The sequence below is a fragment of the Mesorhizobium sp. M4B.F.Ca.ET.089.01.1.1 genome (assembly GCF_004022605.1).
Lineage (GTDB): Bacteria > Pseudomonadota > Alphaproteobacteria > Rhizobiales > Rhizobiaceae > Mesorhizobium > Mesorhizobium abyssinicae.
The window spans coordinates 1-15,985 of the sequence record NZ_RZOS01000097.1; the positions used below are offsets into that span (position 1 = coordinate 1).

13 protein-coding genes are annotated in these 15,985 nt (G+C 63.8%); 8 read left to right on the top strand and 5 right to left on the bottom strand.

Features of this window, described 5'->3' with window-relative positions:
• Positions 1–765: GDP-mannose 4,6-dehydratase (locus EN780_RS12295; RefSeq protein WP_128273997.1), on the top strand; the 765-nt coding region annotated here is incomplete at its 5' end.
• Positions 762–1,847, top strand: coding sequence for a UDP-glucose 4-epimerase GalE (galE, locus tag EN780_RS12300; protein WP_127283589.1), 1,086 nt, complete (start codon positions 762–764; stop codon positions 1,845–1,847). The genes EN780_RS12295 and galE, both read left to right, overlap by 4 nt.
• A 193-nt stretch (positions 1,848–2,040) precedes the next feature.
• Here the strand turns inward: galE and EN780_RS12305 are convergent, their stop codons facing one another.
• Complete coding sequence (locus EN780_RS12305) at positions 2,041–2,538, bottom strand: DUF995 domain-containing protein (RefSeq protein WP_245478163.1); 498 nt, start codon at positions 2,536–2,538, stop codon at positions 2,041–2,043.
• 400 nt (positions 2,539–2,938) lie between these two features.
• On the opposite strand from EN780_RS12305, the gene EN780_RS12310 reads away from it, so the two are divergent.
• The 3 genes from EN780_RS12310 (at position 2,939) to EN780_RS12320 (ending at position 5,981) form a co-directional block, all read left to right on the top strand.
• Positions 2,939–3,865, top strand: a complete 927-nt coding sequence (locus EN780_RS12310; protein WP_127283588.1) for a lysylphosphatidylglycerol synthase domain-containing protein — start codon at positions 2,939–2,941, stop codon at positions 3,863–3,865.
• The gene (locus tag EN780_RS12315; protein WP_127283587.1) at positions 3,862–4,905 is read left to right on the top strand and encodes a glycosyltransferase family 2 protein; all 1,044 of its coding nucleotides are present in this window, start codon (positions 3,862–3,864) and stop codon (positions 4,903–4,905) included. Before EN780_RS12310 ends, EN780_RS12315 begins: the two co-directional genes overlap by 4 nt.
• Before the next feature lie 92 nt (positions 4,906–4,997).
• On the top strand, positions 4,998–5,981 hold the full coding sequence (locus EN780_RS12320) for an NAD-dependent epimerase/dehydratase family protein (protein ID WP_127309363.1): 984 nt from the start codon (positions 4,998–5,000) through the stop codon (positions 5,979–5,981).
• Between the two features lie 258 nt (positions 5,982–6,239).
• On the opposite strand, the gene EN780_RS12325 is transcribed toward EN780_RS12320, so the two are convergent.
• From EN780_RS12325 to EN780_RS12335, 3 genes are all read right to left on the bottom strand, one after another.
• The gene (locus EN780_RS12325; protein ID WP_127392830.1) at positions 6,240–8,684 is read right to left on the bottom strand and encodes a sulfatase-like hydrolase/transferase; all 2,445 of its coding nucleotides are present in this window, start codon (positions 8,682–8,684) and stop codon (positions 6,240–6,242) included.
• Between the two features lie 234 nt (positions 8,685–8,918).
• Positions 8,919–9,659 carry a hypothetical protein gene (locus EN780_RS12330; RefSeq protein ID WP_127283584.1) on the bottom strand — a complete coding sequence of 247 codons (741 nt, stop codon included), beginning with the start codon at positions 9,657–9,659 and terminating at the stop codon, positions 8,919–8,921.
• A gap of 145 nt (positions 9,660–9,804) precedes the next feature.
• On the bottom strand, positions 9,805–10,323 hold the full coding sequence (locus EN780_RS12335; protein ID WP_245493338.1) for a hypothetical protein: 519 nt from the start codon (positions 10,321–10,323) through the stop codon (positions 9,805–9,807).
• 234 nt (positions 10,324–10,557) lie between these two features.
• On the opposite strand from EN780_RS12335, the gene EN780_RS12340 reads away from it, so the two are divergent.
• Both EN780_RS12340 and EN780_RS12345 read left to right on the top strand, forming a co-directional pair.
• Positions 10,558–13,227, top strand: a complete 2,670-nt coding sequence (locus EN780_RS12340; RefSeq protein WP_189556515.1) for a DUF6212 domain-containing protein — start codon at positions 10,558–10,560, stop codon at positions 13,225–13,227.
• Between the two features lie 126 nt (positions 13,228–13,353).
• Positions 13,354–13,641, top strand: a complete 288-nt coding sequence (locus EN780_RS12345) for a hypothetical protein (RefSeq protein WP_127283581.1) — start codon at positions 13,354–13,356, stop codon at positions 13,639–13,641.
• Between the two features lie 28 nt (positions 13,642–13,669).
• On the opposite strand, the gene EN780_RS12350 is transcribed toward EN780_RS12345, so the two are convergent.
• Complete coding sequence (locus tag EN780_RS12350; protein WP_127309367.1) at positions 13,670–14,674, bottom strand: glycosyltransferase family 2 protein; 1,005 nt, start codon at positions 14,672–14,674, stop codon at positions 13,670–13,672.
• 141 nt (positions 14,675–14,815) lie between these two features.
• Here EN780_RS12350 and EN780_RS12355 point away from each other — a divergent pair.
• A partial coding sequence (locus EN780_RS12355; RefSeq protein WP_133372603.1) for a hypothetical protein occupies positions 14,816–15,985 on the top strand: 1,170 nt, incomplete at its 3' end.

Here is a 15,985-nt window from a genome sequence, read left to right on the forward strand (position 1 = left end):
ATATACACCCCCCCCTGCCCCGCCTCTCCGCCGCACTATCAGGCCGATCCGATCCATACATTCAAGACGAGCGTGCTGGGCTCCATCAACCTTCTGGAACTCGCCCGGCGGCACAATGCCAAGATCTTCCAGGCTTCGACGTCGGAGATCTATGGCGACCCGCTGGTGCACCCGCAGCCCGAAAGCTATTTCGGCAACGTCAACACGCATGGCCCGCGCTCCTGCTATGACGAGGGCAAGCGCTCGGCCGAGACGCTGTTCTTCGACTATTCGAGGACATACGGCATCGACGTGCGCGTCGCGCGCATCTTCAACACCTATGGCCGCCGCATGCAGCCCGATGACGGGCGGGTGGTGTCGAACTTCATCGTCCAGGCGCTGCGCGGCGAAGACATAACCGTCTACGGCAGCGGCATGCAGACGCGCTCGTTCTGCTACGTCGACGACCTCATCGAAGGCTTCATCCGGCTGATGAACGCCCCAACTTCGCCCGCCCATCCGGTCAATCTCGGCAACCCCGTCGAATTCACCATCATGGAACTGGCAGAGCTGGTCATCGACTATACGAATTCGCGCTCGCGGATCGTGCACCGGCCGCTGCCGGTCGACGACCCCAAGCAACGCAAGCCGGACATCTCCTTCGCCAGGCAGCATCTCGACTGGGAGCCGAAGATCAGCCTGAGAGAAGGGCTCGCCCATACCACGCAGTATTTCGACGCCTTGCTCGGCAGTCGCCGGCCCGTCAAGGAGGCTGTCACGTCATGAAACGCCGCCCGATCCTGGTGACAGGTGGGGCCGGATACATCGGCAGCCACACCTGCAAACTCCTGTCGGAGGCGGGCTACCTGCCGGTGGCGTACGACAATCTGAGCCGCGGCAATGAGGGGTCCGTAGCCTGGGGTCCTTTGATCGTCGGCGACGTCCGCGATCGTCGGACGCTCGAGCGGGCGATCACGACCCGCCGGCCGCAGGCGATCATCCATTTCGCAGCGCTGGCCTATGTCGGGGAGTCGGTCAGCGAACCGGCCGACTATTATTCGACCAACGTGGCGGGAACGATCGCGGTGCTCGACGCGGCGCGGGCAAACGGCATCGACAACATCATCTTTTCCTCGAGCTGCGCGACCTACGGCGTGCCGGCGTCGCTGCCGGTCAGCGAGACCTCGCCGCAGCGCCCGATCAGCCCCTATGGCCGCACCAAGCTGATGGGCGAAGAGATCATCCGCGACTATGCCTCGGCCTATGGCATGAAGTACGCGATCCTGCGCTATTTCAACGCCTGCGGCGCCGACCCGGACGGCGAGCTCGGTGAATGGCACACCCCCGAAACCCATCTCCTGCCCAGGGTGCTGATGGCTGCGTCCGGCATGATCGATGCGATCGAGGTCTTCGGCACCGACTACGACACGGCGGACGGCACCTGCGTGCGCGATTATATCCACGTCAGCGATCTTGCCCGTGCCCACCTGAAGGCGCTCATTCATCTGGAAGCGGGCGGCGACAGCCTGTCGGTCAATCTCGGCACCGGCCGCGGCGTTTCCATCAGGGAGATCCTGGAAACGGTCGCCCGGATGACGGCGCGACCGGTTCCGGTCGTCTACCGGCCGCGGCGTCCCGGCGATCCGGCCGAGCTCTATGCCGATCCGAGCCTGGCGCGCGAGCAACTGGGCTTCGTGGCGGAACTGTCCGACATCGACACCATCGTCAGGACGGCCGCGCCCTTCTTCGGTCTCGGCCCGGCAATGCCGGCGCCCGCAATTTCCGCTCCGGATCCCGTGACAGCGCCGCGCACTGCTGCGCGGGCACCGGTAAACACCAGCCCACAAGGCTGGCAGTCGTCCCTGTGAGTAATGTGTCGGGGCGTGGGCTCGCTGAGTTGGGTTGAAAACTCGCTCAGCGGGCCTCTTCTTTTTGCTGATTGCTGCGGTGGGCCGACCAGTGCCTGACGGTCACGGTTTCCACCGAAACGGAGAACCGCTCTATCTCTTGTTTTGTCGCAATTCCGGACGGAAAACCGCCTCACGCGTTTCCTGCAATTGCTTAGCCCTTGGGATCCACCAGCTTGCGGGCCGTTTCGAACTCTATGTTCTTGGCGTCGCCTTCCTGGAACTTCCGGTGCTCCCCGGAAGCATCGTCCGAAGCGTGCTTGAAGCTGTACCAGCCGCCGTCCGGATCCTTGCGCTGCTCGACGTTGCCGTCCTGGATGCGATGGCTGAAGCAGGTGCGGATCGGCGTCGCGGCATAGGCCGTGGACCGCCAGACGAGCTCCATGCACATCTTGCCGTTGCTGGTCAGCAGCCATCTGCCTTCGGCGATGGAGGTCGAATCCGGTCCGGCGGTCCAGGCACGCAAACGCCTGTCCTGCGCGAAATAGGCGGCTCCATCCTGCCAGTTCCACGTGCGGTCCGCGTAGAACAGCTGCATCTCGAACGCCGTCGGAACGGTGGCGGTCTGGGTAGGCGCTCGATCCTTCGCGGCGGCCGTGTGCGCAACGCCGGCAAGCGCCATTTCGCTGCAGGCGACGAGGGCGATCAGCAAGGCGTGCCGCGCAAGCGGCCGGCCCCTTCCGGCTCGTTGAATTGTCGGCATGATAGACGGTCGCATGTCGGTGTTCGCCTCCCCCATCCGGCGCCAACACGCACACGCAAGCCTTCGCCCCAAAGGCATCGCGGTTGCCGCCCCCGCCTGCTATTAACCGCGAGGCAAGGAGCGGTGTCAATCGCTGTTGCCCACGGATCCACGACACCGTCTCGACGGGCGGGACCAAGCTTGTGGATTCGAACAGGCTGCTGGTCTATAGGAGCAGCCGCCACCACAAGGAGCCGCGACCTTTGGGCTTAGGGGCCGCGGACAATCGGCAAGGAACCCGATGCCGGGCATCTCGGATCTTCCCGATGAGCCCACCGGAACGCGGCGGCGAAAGCCTGCGGAGAATTGGTTGAAACGAGCAATCTCGATAGTCGTTACCCTGGCGCTGCTGGCCTGGCTTGCCAGCGACGCGCGCTGGAAGATGGTGGGCGATGCCTTCGACCGCGTCACGCCAGCCACCTTCGTGGCTGTCGCCCTTACTCTGTTCGTTACCTATGGGCTGCGGGCGCTGCGCGTCTGCGACGAATTCCGCGACGAGGTGCATGGTCGTTTCGGCGCCTGCCTGCGCGTCATCCTGATCCACAATGCGATGATCAACGTCGTGCCCTTCCGCGGCGGCGAGACCGCCTTTCCGCTGCTTTTGCGCCAGGTCTTCGGCATCTCGATCATGCGCGCCAGCGCCTCGCTTTTGTGGTTCAGGCTGCAGGACGCCTTCGTCGTCGGCATCCTCGCTTGCCTGGTCTGGCCAGGGTTGCACCCAGCGCTGAGAGCCGCGGGGATCGCGGCGCTGATCGCCGCCGCCTGGTACCTGCCGCGCTGGGCGCGCGCGCCGCATGACTGGGACGGGCGGGGCCGGCTGGTGGCCAAGCTCGGCCGCATTCGCGACATCTTCACCGAAGCGACCGGACGCTCGCGCTATGGCTGGTGGTGGACGGTCGCCAACTGGGCGCTGAAGCTTTCCGTTCAGGCCTGGCTGCTGGCGCTGATGCTGGGGACATCCTTCACGACCGCCTTTCCGGGCGTGGTCGGCGCCGAGGGCGCCGCCATCTTGCCGGTGCAGGGCGTTGCCGGCTTCGGCACCTATGAGGCGGGCGCGGCGGCGGCGCTGCTCACCTCCGGCATCGCCATGAAGAGCGGCCTGCAGGCGGCGCTGGCGCTGCACCTGTTCATCTTCGGCTCGGCGATCGCCACCGGCGCGATCGCCTGGCTGTTCCCCTCCAAATCGACGCTGCCGGAAAGCCCGGCGGCGGAACCTGCAAGGAAGCCCTCGCTATGAGCCTGCTGCCCATCCCTGCTTCAGGTTTGCCCGACGGCGCGGTCATGCCGGAACATATGCTGTCGATCGTCGTGCCCATGTACAACGAGGCCGAGAATGTCGAGCCGCTGCTGGCGCGCATTCACCAGGCGATGGAGCACTATAGCCAGCCCTGGGAGGTCGTGCTCGTCGATGACGGCAGCACCGACGCGACGGCAAACGAAATCCGCCGCCTGGCGGCGCATTACGGGGCGCATGTGCATGCGGTCGAGCTGGTGCGCAACTACAAGCAGACCGCTGCCATGCAGGCAGGGCTCGATGCCGCGCGCGGCGACGTCATCGCCACCCTCGACGGCGACCTGCAGAACGATCCTTTCGACATACCGCGCATGGTCTATCGCCTGCTGACCGAGGACCTCGATCTCGTGGCCGGCTGGCGCAAGGACCGCCAGGAGGGCTTTTGGATGCGCCGGCTGCCCTCGCGCATCGCCAACAGGCTGATCGGGCGCGTCACCGGCGTGCGGCTGAAGGATTATGGCTGCAGCCTGAAGGTCTTCCGCGGCAGCGTCATCCGCAGCGTCCGGCTCTATGGCGAAATGCACCGCTTCATCCCGGCCTGGCTGGCGACGGTGACGACGCCGCGGCGCATCGCGCAGGAAGTGGTGACGCATCATGCGCGCATCTACGGCCAGTCCAAATACGGCATCTCGCGCACCTTCAGGGTCGTGCTCGACCTGGTGTTCATGTACTTCTTCATGCGTTACCGCACCCGGCCCGGACATTTCTTCGGCGGCATCGGCATCGTGCTCGGCGCGCTGGGTTCGCTGGTGCTTGCCTATCTCTTCTGCGTGAAACTGTTCCTCGGCCAGGACATCGGCACGCGCCCGATGCTGTTCGCCGGCTTCTTCCTGCTCATCGCCGGAGTGCAGATGGTGACGTCCGGCGTGCTGGCGGAAATGCTGGCGCGCGTCTATCACGAGGCGAACGGGGCGTCGGCCTATGTTGCGCGGCCGCGGCCGGATGAACAGGAAAGTGACGGCTGGCGTCGCCCGGCGTCATGATTTGACCGGACTTCCATGGAACTTGCGCCAGCAATGATCCCGCCAATACGCAGGCGCGGCAGTGCGCTTGCCGCCTCGCCGCAGGAGGTTCGATGTCGATAGTGGTGACCGGAGCCGCCGGCTTCATCGGCAGCCATGTCTGCCAGCGGCTGCTGGCGCGCGGCGACGATGTCATCGGCATCGACAATATGAACAGCTATTACGACCCGGCGCTGAAGGCGGCGCGGCTGGCGCGGCTTTCCGGCAGGAAAGCATTTTCGTTCCACCAGCTCGACATCGCCGAGCCGGGCGCCCTGGCGGCAGCGCTGGGCAAGCGGCCGGTGCGCGGCATCGTGCATCTGGCGGCGCAGGCGGGCGTGCGCTATTCGCTCGAAAATCCGCGCGCCTATATCCACGCCAACATCGCCGGGCAGCTCGAAATCCTGGAGCTCTGCCGGGCCTCCTCCGGGCTCGAGCATCTGGTCTATGCCTCGTCGAGCTCGGTCTATGGCGGCAACACGAAAGTGCCGTTCGCCGAGAGCGACCGCGTCGACGACCCGGTGTCGATTTACGCGGCGACGAAGAAGGCGGACGAGCTGATGAGCTCGACCTACGCGCATCTGTTCGGCCTGCCGCAGACGGGCCTGCGCTTCTTCACCGTCTATGGCCCGTGGGGCCGGCCAGACATGGCGAGCTGGATCTTCACCGAGGCGATGCTCGCCGGCAAGCCGATCCGCGTCTTCAACCATGGCGAGATGTGGCGTGACTTCACCTATATCGACGACATTGTCGAGGGCGTCGTCGCCGTCCTCGACAAGCCGCCCGCGTCCGACGGCCCGCGGCACAGGCTCTACAACATCGGCAACAGCCAGCCGGTGCATCTCGGCCGCTTCATCGACACGCTGGAGAGCCTGCTCGGCGTCAAGGCGATACGCGACAACCTGCCCCTGCAGCCCGGCGAGGTCGAAAAAACCTATGCCGACACCAGCGCGCTGGAGCGGGATTTCGGTTTCAGGCCGAAGGTGCGGATCGAGGAAGGCCTGCGGAAATTCGTCGACTGGTACCGGCAGGAATGGCGGCCGGAGGGCAAGAGGTAAGGCGCAAGGCCTGCGCCAGCCTCTCGCCCTCGGCTCGCGCCCCCCGGCGAAGGATCAGTGTCGCGAGCGGCGGCTTGAACGCCAGCCGCTCTTTTCCACTGCCCTTCCATATTAGTCGATGCTGATTAAAATTCGGGCAAGCGGCGTGGTGAGCACCGTCTTTCGCCATTGCGCCAGATATTGTTAAAATGCCACCTATTGGCTTTGCTGCCCGCCCTCGGAAGGCGGCGCGTCAACGCGGTACGCAGATCCTCGCTCCTACACGCATCCGTCGACGAAGGGACCGCCGACCCATAGTGAGCCGTTGTTGTACATGCTGGTGCCGCTGCCATCGGTGTAGCCGGTGGCCCGGTTGTCGATATGCAGCCTGCTGTTTGGGACCAGCTGGCCGTTCACCTTAATGCTCTTGATGAACAGGTTGCGATCGCCTGGCTTGCCCTGCCCGGCCCACAGATCATTGGCAAAGCGAAGCTCGATCAAATGCGGACTGGCCACGGCGCTGAGGTCGACGAAGAATGGCTTCGCATCGGCCGACGCCGCCTGCAGCTCGGCGCCGATCTGGTCGGGCGTTATGGCCTTGCTTTGCACGCCCGAAACGTTGATCTGGGCGACGGGCTTGCCATCCACCAGGACATCCAGGCGCGGCGGTCCTTCGAACTCCGTGCCGGTGGCGTCGATCTCCAGGTTGGTGACGGTGCAGCGCGCAGTGTCTTTGGCCTCGGCAGCGACCAGATCGGCGACGCGCCGCCGCTGCGACTGCACCCATCCGGCGATTGGCTGCAGCAGCGCGTTGCGATCGCTGGCGTCGTTGAAGAGATTTGTCCGCTCGTCGGGATCGGCCTTGAGGTCGTACTGCTCGACCTTGCCGGTGGTCGCGTTGAAGACGACCTTGCGGTCGTCCTCGCGGTAGCCGAACAGGAAGCCAGCCCAGGGATTGAAGAAGAAGGTCTTGTTCGGCCGCTGCTCGCTGAACAGGCTGCGCCCCTGCCACTGCTTGGGCAGCGGAAGACCGAGTATGTCGAGGATGGTCGGGGCGATGTCGACGATGCCGCCGACGGAATGTACGACCTGATCGTGGAAGAGATGCTTGTTGATCATGATCAGCGGGATGTGGACGTTCTCCTCATAGATCGCGCTGGCATGGACATAGTCGTCATGCTCGCCGAACGCCTCGCCATGATCGCCAAGGATCACGACCAACGTTGAATCGAGCTTGCCCGACTGCTTCAGCGACTCGAGGATTTCGCCAAGCGCCGTATCGCCGACCTTGAGGGCATTGAGGTAGGCATTGAATTTTTCGTCGTCCGAGTAGTGGACCAGCCCGGTGTGGGAGGACGGCGCCATCTTCGAGAACATCGGGCTGTCGGTGATGTAGGGATAATGGGTCATCGCCGTGAACATGATGGCGAAGAAAGGATTGCCCTCGTCCTTGTTCATCCAGTCGATGGTCGACTGCGCCGTGCACAGATCACTGTTGTAATCCATATTCTTCCACTGCTCGGAACTGAGCTTGAAGGTGGGAGTGGCGCATTTCTGCCCGCGATAATCCTGGATCGTATCAAGCCCCTTGTTGAGCAGGAATTCGTCGACGCGCTGGAACCGGGAATCCGCGCTCCAGAAGAAGCCGGTGCGAAAGCTGTGCGCGGAAAGGATGTTGGAGATCGAGTCCAGCGGCAGATACGGATGCTGCATCGTCATGCCGTAGTATGAGATGTCGTTGTACATCGAGGTAAACAGAGAAAATAGCGAGTAGTGCGTGGAAGGGGCATGCGCATAGATGTTGTCAAAGCGCACGGAATCCGCCGCATAGCTTTTTATGTTTGGCGTGACGGGGTATTTACCGCCAAAGGTCTCGATATATTTGGATGGCACCGACTCCATCATGAAAATCAGCACGTTCTTGATCGGGTTCGGTACTGGCGCCTTGAAGCTCGAGGTTTCCGGCGGCCGCTCCGCGACGCTGGCGGTGTCGGGGTCATTGGCGCTGGCGTTCATCGTCAGGACCACCGGCGTCGGACTGAGCAGGGCCGATTCGACGAAATGCACGATCGGATTGTCGATCTTCGCCGCTGGCAGCGCTTCCGCATGCACGTGATAGGCCGTGCCGGCCAAGGCGCCGGCGACGCCCAGCACGAGCGTGGCCAGAAGGACCCTGTGACCGACGACACCGAGCCGCAGCCACAGTCTGGCCGCCGCGTAGCCTAGGACAAGCACCAGAAGGATGGACAACGACACGATGGCGACGTCCCTGGTGTTGAGCGCGTCGCCCATGGCGTTCCGGGCGTCGGCATTCTGCAGGAAGTCGCCATAGACCAGCCATTGGAAGGTGAACGGCTCGCCCAGCATCTTGACGAGATTTATGTTGGCAAAGCCCCAGCCCAGCGACACCAGGACGGCGAGGTAGAAAATGAAGCCGACAACAGCGCAGCCAAGCCGGCTGGCCTTGACCGGAAAAAGAAGGATCAAGGCCGTCACGGTCAGGGACGCCATGACGATCAGGTCGTAGTAGCTCGATGCCAGTCCCTTGGGCATGGACGCGACAAGGCCGCCAAGCGTCGTTTGCGGATCGACGATGACGCCCCGGTAGACGCCCAGAAGCAGCCACGACAACAAGCCTGTGCAAATGATCTGCAGGCTCATGCGCCGGAAGCGCGTGTCCCGCGACGACGCTGGCGGCTCGTTCGACACCATACGGCCGCTCACGGCAATGCCCTGCCCGGCGTGCCGGAACGGCTCGCCCAGCCCGTGCCGCCAATGACGCCGGCAATCGCGAAAACACTCATAGGACTATCCGCCGCCAGTTTGCGCTTCGGCCCAGCCACGGCCGAAAGCCTTCAAACCCCCATGACAGAATCGGTCCGAGCTAAAAAAGAGTCAACAAAATCAAGTATTCGTTAACCAAACTTGTCGTGAACTGGTTAACCGGACGCGTTGACCTCACCCGAACGCGTAGAGGGCTTCCGTGGAAATGGCCCTGAAGTAGGCGGTGAATTCCCAGTAATTCTCGATGCGCTCGGCGAACGGGCGCGATGGCGGCTTCAGGATGTCGGTCTCGAAACGGTCGAGGCGCTGAGAGCCGCCGAGATAGGCTATGATCGCGTTGCCGACCAGCGGATCGGCGATGTCGCTGTAGTGGATCGGGAAATAGGGCTGCCCGGTTTCGAACAGTACGGATTTGATCTTGGCCCGAAACAGGTTCAGTTCGTGGAGATAGGCATTGAAGCGGTCGATGTCGAAACGCACCTTTTTCCGGTAGTCGCCGGCGGGCAGCGGATCCGAGGCATGAACCGCCCAGACTCCGGACGCCTCCGCCTCGAGCAATGAAACGAACGACGCGACCGGGTTCCTGACGAGCCAGAGTTTCTTGACGCTCTGGTCTTCCAGAACCGGAAGAATGGCGGGGCGCGTCTGTTCGGGGAATATGTGGAAGCCGACAAAGCGGGCCGCCGGGTCGTCGAAAATCCGCGCTATGAATTGTTCTGGGTCGGCGTCGCGCATCTCGACGCCTTCACGCGGCAGGCTCAGCTTCTCGTGGTAGTCGCTGCGCAAGCCGACAAAGCCCGCGTTGAAGATCTCGCCATGCATCACCATCCCCTCATACTGGTTGAGATGGCGGTTGAGCGCTTGCGATCCTGTCCTTTGCGAGGCGAGAAGCACGAACTTTTGGCAAGACTGCATTCGCACCAGGCCCGTGACGAATAAGACGGCTTCGAAAATACACCAATGACTTCTTGGATCAAATGCGGGCAGCCGCGGGCATGAATCGGCTGTGGCGGGCCTGCGCCCGCCACCCGTCAATGCCTTTCAGTACTGGTTCGCAGGATCAGCCGCCACGCAGGCGCGTCGGGCCGAAGCTGGCAATGGTCGTGCCGCGCTGCTCGGAAGGACATGTCGGCAGAAAGCGGCTGGCATCCGCATATGTCATGGTCGCGATCGAACCCTTCAGTCCGCCGCGCTTGGCGATCCAGCCGCGAACCCAGCCCGGATAGTTCTTCATCATGAAATTGGCGGCGACCTGGTTGCCCCGCGCCCCTGCGCCATAGGGCAGGTGGAAGCCGAAAGACGCGCGCTGCGTGACGCACACCTTGCTCTTGGGCATCGACAGATAGAGCGTGCAGGCCGAGTCGCACGCACCGTTGAAACGCACGAAGGTGCCGCTGCGGCGCATCTTCAGCGCACGGATAGCATAGTCGATCACATAGCCGCCGCGGTCGCCGCTGATCGTCTTGACGTTGGCACTGCCGAGGTTGATGCGCGGCCGCAAAAGTTGGTCGGCGGAGCTCGCCGAGACCGTTGCGCCCATTACGACGAGCGCACCGAGAAACTTCATTGTCGTTTTCATTTGCGCCTCCTGATATGCCGTCATGACTAGCCAGGAGCCGTAAAGATTGCTTATGCCGGGTCGCTAAAGTTGTAACAGTCGATTGTTTGCACAGTCATTTTAGCACCTGCTTGACGAGTTGGTTTACCGATGGCGCAAAAGCATGATCACCGAAAAGTAAACCTGACGCGGGCATAATGGCGGGTGGACCGCGTCGCGAAGGGCGCTGTCGGCGGGACCGAACAGGGAATTTCGATGGTCGTTGGTGGCAAGGAGCTGGGGCCGGTGGAGCCGGAAGGCAAGCCTCGCCGCGTCTGCGTCGTGACGAGCGTGATCGGCCGTCGCGGCGAGGACGATGCTGCCATGCCCGAGCTGGCCAGGCTCTTCGCCGGAGACGGCGACGACGTCACCCTGGTTTGGGTGCCGGGCCCGGACGCGCCGTCTTCCGAGGTGGTGGCGACACACCGCGGCGAGTTGGAGGCGGCCTCCATCCGGCTGCAGGTCCTCGACCGATCGGATCAGCTGCTTCCTTGGCTGGCGACGCCCGAGAGCCGGTCGGCCGCCCTGCTGCACTACCTGGAGCGGTCCGGCCATGACCTGGTCTATGCGCCGCTCGAGGGCGGATTGCCCTACTTCACCTTGCTCGCGGCCGAGACGGCGGCGTTCGCCGCACCGCCCATCGTGGCCGTCGCCCATGCCCCCAGCGAGTGGGCCGATGAAGCCGACAAGGCGTTCATGGACACGACCGAGGCGATTGCCGTCGCCCATATGGAAAAATACTGCGCCGAGATGGCCGACAGCACGGTCTGTGCGTCGGCCGCCCTGCGAAAATGGATGTTGTCGCGGGGCTGGAAGGTCAGGAAGGCGACAGTGGCGCCGCTGCTGCGCGATCCGCGCGACGCGGCCGGCGCACGCACGCCGATTGCCAGGAAAAGCGCGAGCGAACTCGTCGTCCTCGCCGGGTGGCGGGTTCGCGATGGCCTGACGCTGCTCTGCGATGCGCTGGACACCCTCGCGCCGACCGCGCCCGAAGGCCTTACGGTCACCGCGTTCGGCCCGTTCGGAAGGATCATGGGCGAGCATAGCGGCGGACTGCTTCTGCGGCGCGCCGAGCGATGGCCGTTCAAGCTCAACCTTTTGCCGGACGCCGACCTGAACGCAAGGCTCGACCACGCCGCGCGGACCGGGGGGCTCGCTGTCGTTCCCGCGCGGGCGGCATCGACCGGCGGGGTCGTCGCTGCCTGCATCGCGGCGGGGTTGCCGGTCGTTGCGACCAATGTTGGCGCGAACGCCGAGGCCTGGATCGCCGAGGCCGGTCAGCCCGGGCTGGTCGATCCCGATCCCGCCGCGCTGGCGCGGGCGATTTCGGCCGCGCTCGACAGCCCGCCACGCCCCCAGCGGATCGTGCGCCAAAATCGCCAGGCCTGGTTGGATACGCGCGAAGCGCCGCGCAAGCGGACCCGCAGGGGCGCCGGCCCATCGCCGCTGGTTTCGATCGTCATGGCCCATCGCAATCGGCCGCTCTATCTGAAACAGGCGATCGCGGCGATCGAAGCGCAGACTTACCGGGATCTCGAGCTGGTGCTGGTCGACGATGGCAGCGACCAGGACGGGGCCAGGCGATTGCTGGATGCGCTGGAACCGGACTTCCGCCGGCGCGGATGGAAGATCCTGCGCCGGCCGCACCGGCATCTCGGCGCGGCGCGAAACGCCGGCGTTCGCGCCGCCAAGGGCGAGTTGATCCTGTTCGCGGACGACGACAACGCATTGTTCCCGGAGGCGGTGGACCATTTCGTGCGCGCCATGGCAGCAACGGGCGCGGACATCTGCACGGCGTTCCAGCTGATCTTCTACGAGGACGTCGTGCCGGAGAAGCGGGCCGACGGGCTGATCCAGTATCTGCCGCTCGGCGGCCCCGACGCGCTCGGCCTGATCCACAACGTCTATGGCGACGCCAATGCGATGGTGCGCCGGTCGGTCTTCTCGCGGATCGGATTCCTGGTCGAAGAGCCTGGCTACGCCGTGCACGACTGGGAATTCTTTGCGCGAGCCTCGCTTGCCGGGCTGAAGATCAGGCCGATCCCGAAGCCGCTCTACTGGTACCGCTCGAAACCGGATAGCATGTTCCGGACATCGAACTGGTACGATAATCGCCGCCCTGTCCTGGAGACATTTGGCTCCGGCCAGTTCGATGGCGCCGGGCCGCTCTACCAGCTCGCCATCGCCCAGAACACGACGCGATCCGAACTGGAAAGCGCGCGCGAAAACCTGAGGTACACACCCGCCTATCGAGACTATCTGGAGCTCTGCGATCTCGAGCCGAACAGCGATGTGGCCCTGAAGAAACTGGCGGGCATTGCCGGCTCGATCGGCCGTCCCGAGACCGTGGCCGGCCTGCTTGGACGGCCTGCCACCATGGCCGTTGATGCCCCCGGTCGTCCGCGCGACGGCGGCGGTTCAACCACCCTCGCCTACGAAGTGCTGCGGAGCGCCAGGTTGCTGACGCCACGCGCCTCGGCCCTGCCACTGTTGCTTGTCGCGCCGGATGGTGGCGGCGTGTTCCTGCGCCCGCACGCGGACGGCGTCGTCGCGGCCTCGCTTGATCTCCATTTTCCGCCCTTCTTTCGAAGGGTGGAGGCAACGGTCGAGATCGCGCATGCCGACGCGTCGGCATTGGACTTCGCGCTTGCGCTTGCCCGCCCCGATCAAACCATAGACTGGCAGGGGGATATCGCCTCCCAGACCTTTGCCTTCTCAGGCTGGACGACCGTCGAGGAAAAATTCGTGCGCCACTCGCTGGTGGCGGCGCTTCGCGCGCGGCGCAAAATGCCGCTCTCGATCGCGCTTGCGGTTCGTTTCGCGGGAAGGCCGAATGGTTCGCCGACCAATGCCTTCTTTCGGCAGCTTGTATTGTTCAGCGACTAGCGCCTTCGCGGCGGATTCGGACGTTAACCTTGCGCCAGGATGGGGCACGGCACACCCGCAGTTATGGTTGACAAAATGCTAACAAAACAATAAATTCAATATGGTGCGTGGTGAAAGGGGTTAGTTATGCGTAAGATCCAATCGCTACTGTTGGGTGGGCTTAGTATTCTTGGTGTAAGCGTCGCTTTCTCGGGCGCGGCGCAGGCGCAATTCGAAGTCGGGGTCAAGGAGGCCGAGCTCGCATGTGAGCAGGCCCTCAGGATCGGCACGATCGAGGCGCTCGAGGACTATCTGCATCGCTATCCGAATGCTCCGACGGCATGCAAAGCGCTTGCTTTGAACAGCCTGGCGCAGTTCGGTCCGGATGGCGACGGCGGAGATCATGGAGAGGGTGGCGGCGGCTACGGCGGATAAGTCCCGCCGCAGTTTCCAGTTCGCTATGTCAGGTGGCCGTGCCTTGGCGCGGCCCGACGGCGTTTGCGACGAACTCGGCGTAGCGATCCGAGGTTTTCATCCAGCCGAGGTCCACAAGCTGCGCGGCGTCGTGATAGCGAACGGAGCGATGGTTCCGGAGCGACAGTTTCGGATTGCGCTCCAGCGCCTCCATGTAGGCGGCGCGCTCCTCGAGCGTCTTTTCCTTAAGCTGCGTGTTCTCGCTCAGCGACGACGCTGATTTCTGGCGGAAGCCCCAGACGAATTTGAAGTGCAGCAGCGCGACGCGGAGCTCGCTGAACCGCACCTTGCTGATCGTGTGCTGCGCCACATGATAGTGCCTGCCGCGCTCCCATCGCACGATCGGGACCTTGCTCAGGCACGGCGGAAAAGTCTGCTTGAACCGGCCGTGCCAGAAGACGCGCTCCCGCACGCCGCCGAACATCTGCTGCGGCGGATACAAGCCGTCACGCGCACGCAGCCAACCCGGCTCCGGATCGAAATAGGGTGAGGCCTCGATAAGCGGGATCTTGCCGTCATAGCTGCACTCGGCCAACGGGCCGTCGGCGTACATGTCGATCATGGAGCCGATCACCGCGTCCGAGCCGGTCGCGTCGAGATAATCGCAAAGCCGGTGCAGATCCACCCGCTCGAAATCCGGGTAGACGAGCAGTTCGTCGGCGTCGATCGACAGACACCAATGGCCGGTGCCGAAGACGTTCATCAGCGTGTTGATCCACCGCGGTGGATCGATGTTTTCGGCGAAATGCGATCCCTCGGTGTGGAAGCAATGGCTGTCCGCCTGCTCCAATATCAGTTCGCGCGTACCGTCGGTGGAGCCGTTGTCCAGGAAGAAAAACCGATCGACGCCAAGGCCGCGATAGTGATCGAGAAGCTTGGGCAGCAGCGTCGCTTCGTTGCGCAGTCCGACAAAGCACAGGATCTCGCCAGCGGCCACATCGATCGGCCGCTCGTCCAGTCGCGCGAGGTGTTTTGGGGATTGCAGGCCAACCATCGGAACGTCATCAATCCGGTTACGCGAACGCGCGGGAGCGCTATTGTGAGCCGCAAAACAATTATCAAAGTATTATCCAACTGTTGGCAAGACTGTTTCGCGCGCGGCGGCAGGCTGACAGTGGACCGATAGGGGGACCGATTGAGCGTTGGTTCGAAGGCGGGCACGGCGCCCAAAGGCAAGCGGCAGGCAGGCCGGAAGCCGCGCAATGTATGCATCGTTTCGGAGGTCGAGTTCGGCTCGACGGTGACCGCCGATCCCGGGTCGGCGACCTACGCGCTGGCACAGCATCTGGCGGCGACCGGCGATACGGTGACGCTGCTCTGGGTGCCAAGCCCCACAGGCAGCCAGCCGGACGAGCAGGAGATCGCCAGGCTCGGCAAATGGTGTTTCGACAATTTCCTGGTGCGGCTCGAATTGTTGCCGCCATCGCCCGAATTGCTGCGTGGGTACGATTCGAGCGACAAGCATTCCGTGGCCGTCTACCACTATCTCAAGCAGAACGCGTTCGATGTCGTCTATTTCGCGCTCGAAGGCGGACTGGCGCATTTCCCGACCGTTGCCAAGCGCACCGGCGTCTTTCCCGATCCTCCCGCCATCGTCGTGCTCGCCCACGAACCGCTGATGTGGAAGCTGCAGGCGAACGGTCGGGCGGTCGAGCGCAAGGAGCAGATGACCGTCGCGCATATGGAACGGATTTCGGCCGAGACCTGCGACCATCTCGTCGTCACCGGCCAGTCGCTGCTCGACTGGATGACCAAGGCAGGGTGGAAGCTGCCGGCCAGCCGCCATGTTGCCGCTCCGCTGGTGCCGGAGGAATGGCGTTCGAACTTCCACTCCGATCATTATCGGCCGCGACAGCGGCTGACCACGGAAGTGGTTCATTTCTCGGGGACCGAAGCGCGCGGCGGCCTGACGCTGTTTTGCGATGCGCTCGACCGTCTGGCCGACAGCGGCATCACCGATCTGGCGGTGACTGTCGTCGGCGCCTTCGGGCATGTGCTTGGCGAGCATTCGGGCGGCATGATCGTGCGGCGCGCGCAGCAATGGCCGTTCAAGCTCAAGCTGCTGCCGATTCGCGACGAGCCGGACATTTTCCGGTATCTGCGGCAGAGCCATGCGCTGGTGGCGATCACCCATGCGGCGGCACAGCTGCCGATGGATGTGGTGGCCTGCCTCGATGAGGAGATCCCGTTCGTCGCCACCGATGTCGGCAGCGTACGCGACATGCTGCAACCCAAGTCGGCCGATGCCGTCCTGATGGCGCCTGCCGCTTCCGCCATCGCGGCCAAAATCGCGACGGTGCTGGAA

Excerpts from the sequence above, each read along its gene's own strand:
- galE (WP_127283589.1), top strand. The coding sequence starts at position 762 with ATGAAACGCCGCCCGATCCTGGTGACAGGTGGGGCCGGATACATCGGC.
- EN780_RS12315 (WP_127283587.1), top strand. The coding sequence starts at position 3,862 with ATGAGCCTGCTGCCCATCCCTGCTTCAGGTTTGCCCGACGGCGCGGTC.
- EN780_RS12320 (WP_127309363.1), top strand. The coding sequence starts at position 4,998 with ATGTCGATAGTGGTGACCGGAGCCGCCGGCTTCATCGGCAGCCATGTC.
- EN780_RS12330 (WP_127283584.1), bottom strand. The coding sequence starts at position 9,659 with ATGCAGTCTTGCCAAAAGTTCGTGCTTCTCGCCTCGCAAAGGACAGGA.
- EN780_RS12335 (WP_245493338.1), bottom strand. The coding sequence starts at position 10,323 with ATGAAAACGACAATGAAGTTTCTCGGTGCGCTCGTCGTAATGGGCGCA.
- EN780_RS12340 (WP_189556515.1), top strand. The coding sequence starts at position 10,558 with ATGGTCGTTGGTGGCAAGGAGCTGGGGCCGGTGGAGCCGGAAGGCAAG.
- EN780_RS12345 (WP_127283581.1), top strand. The coding sequence starts at position 13,354 with ATGCGTAAGATCCAATCGCTACTGTTGGGTGGGCTTAGTATTCTTGGT.
- EN780_RS12350 (WP_127309367.1), bottom strand. The coding sequence starts at position 14,674 with ATGGTTGGCCTGCAATCCCCAAAACACCTCGCGCGACTGGACGAGCGG.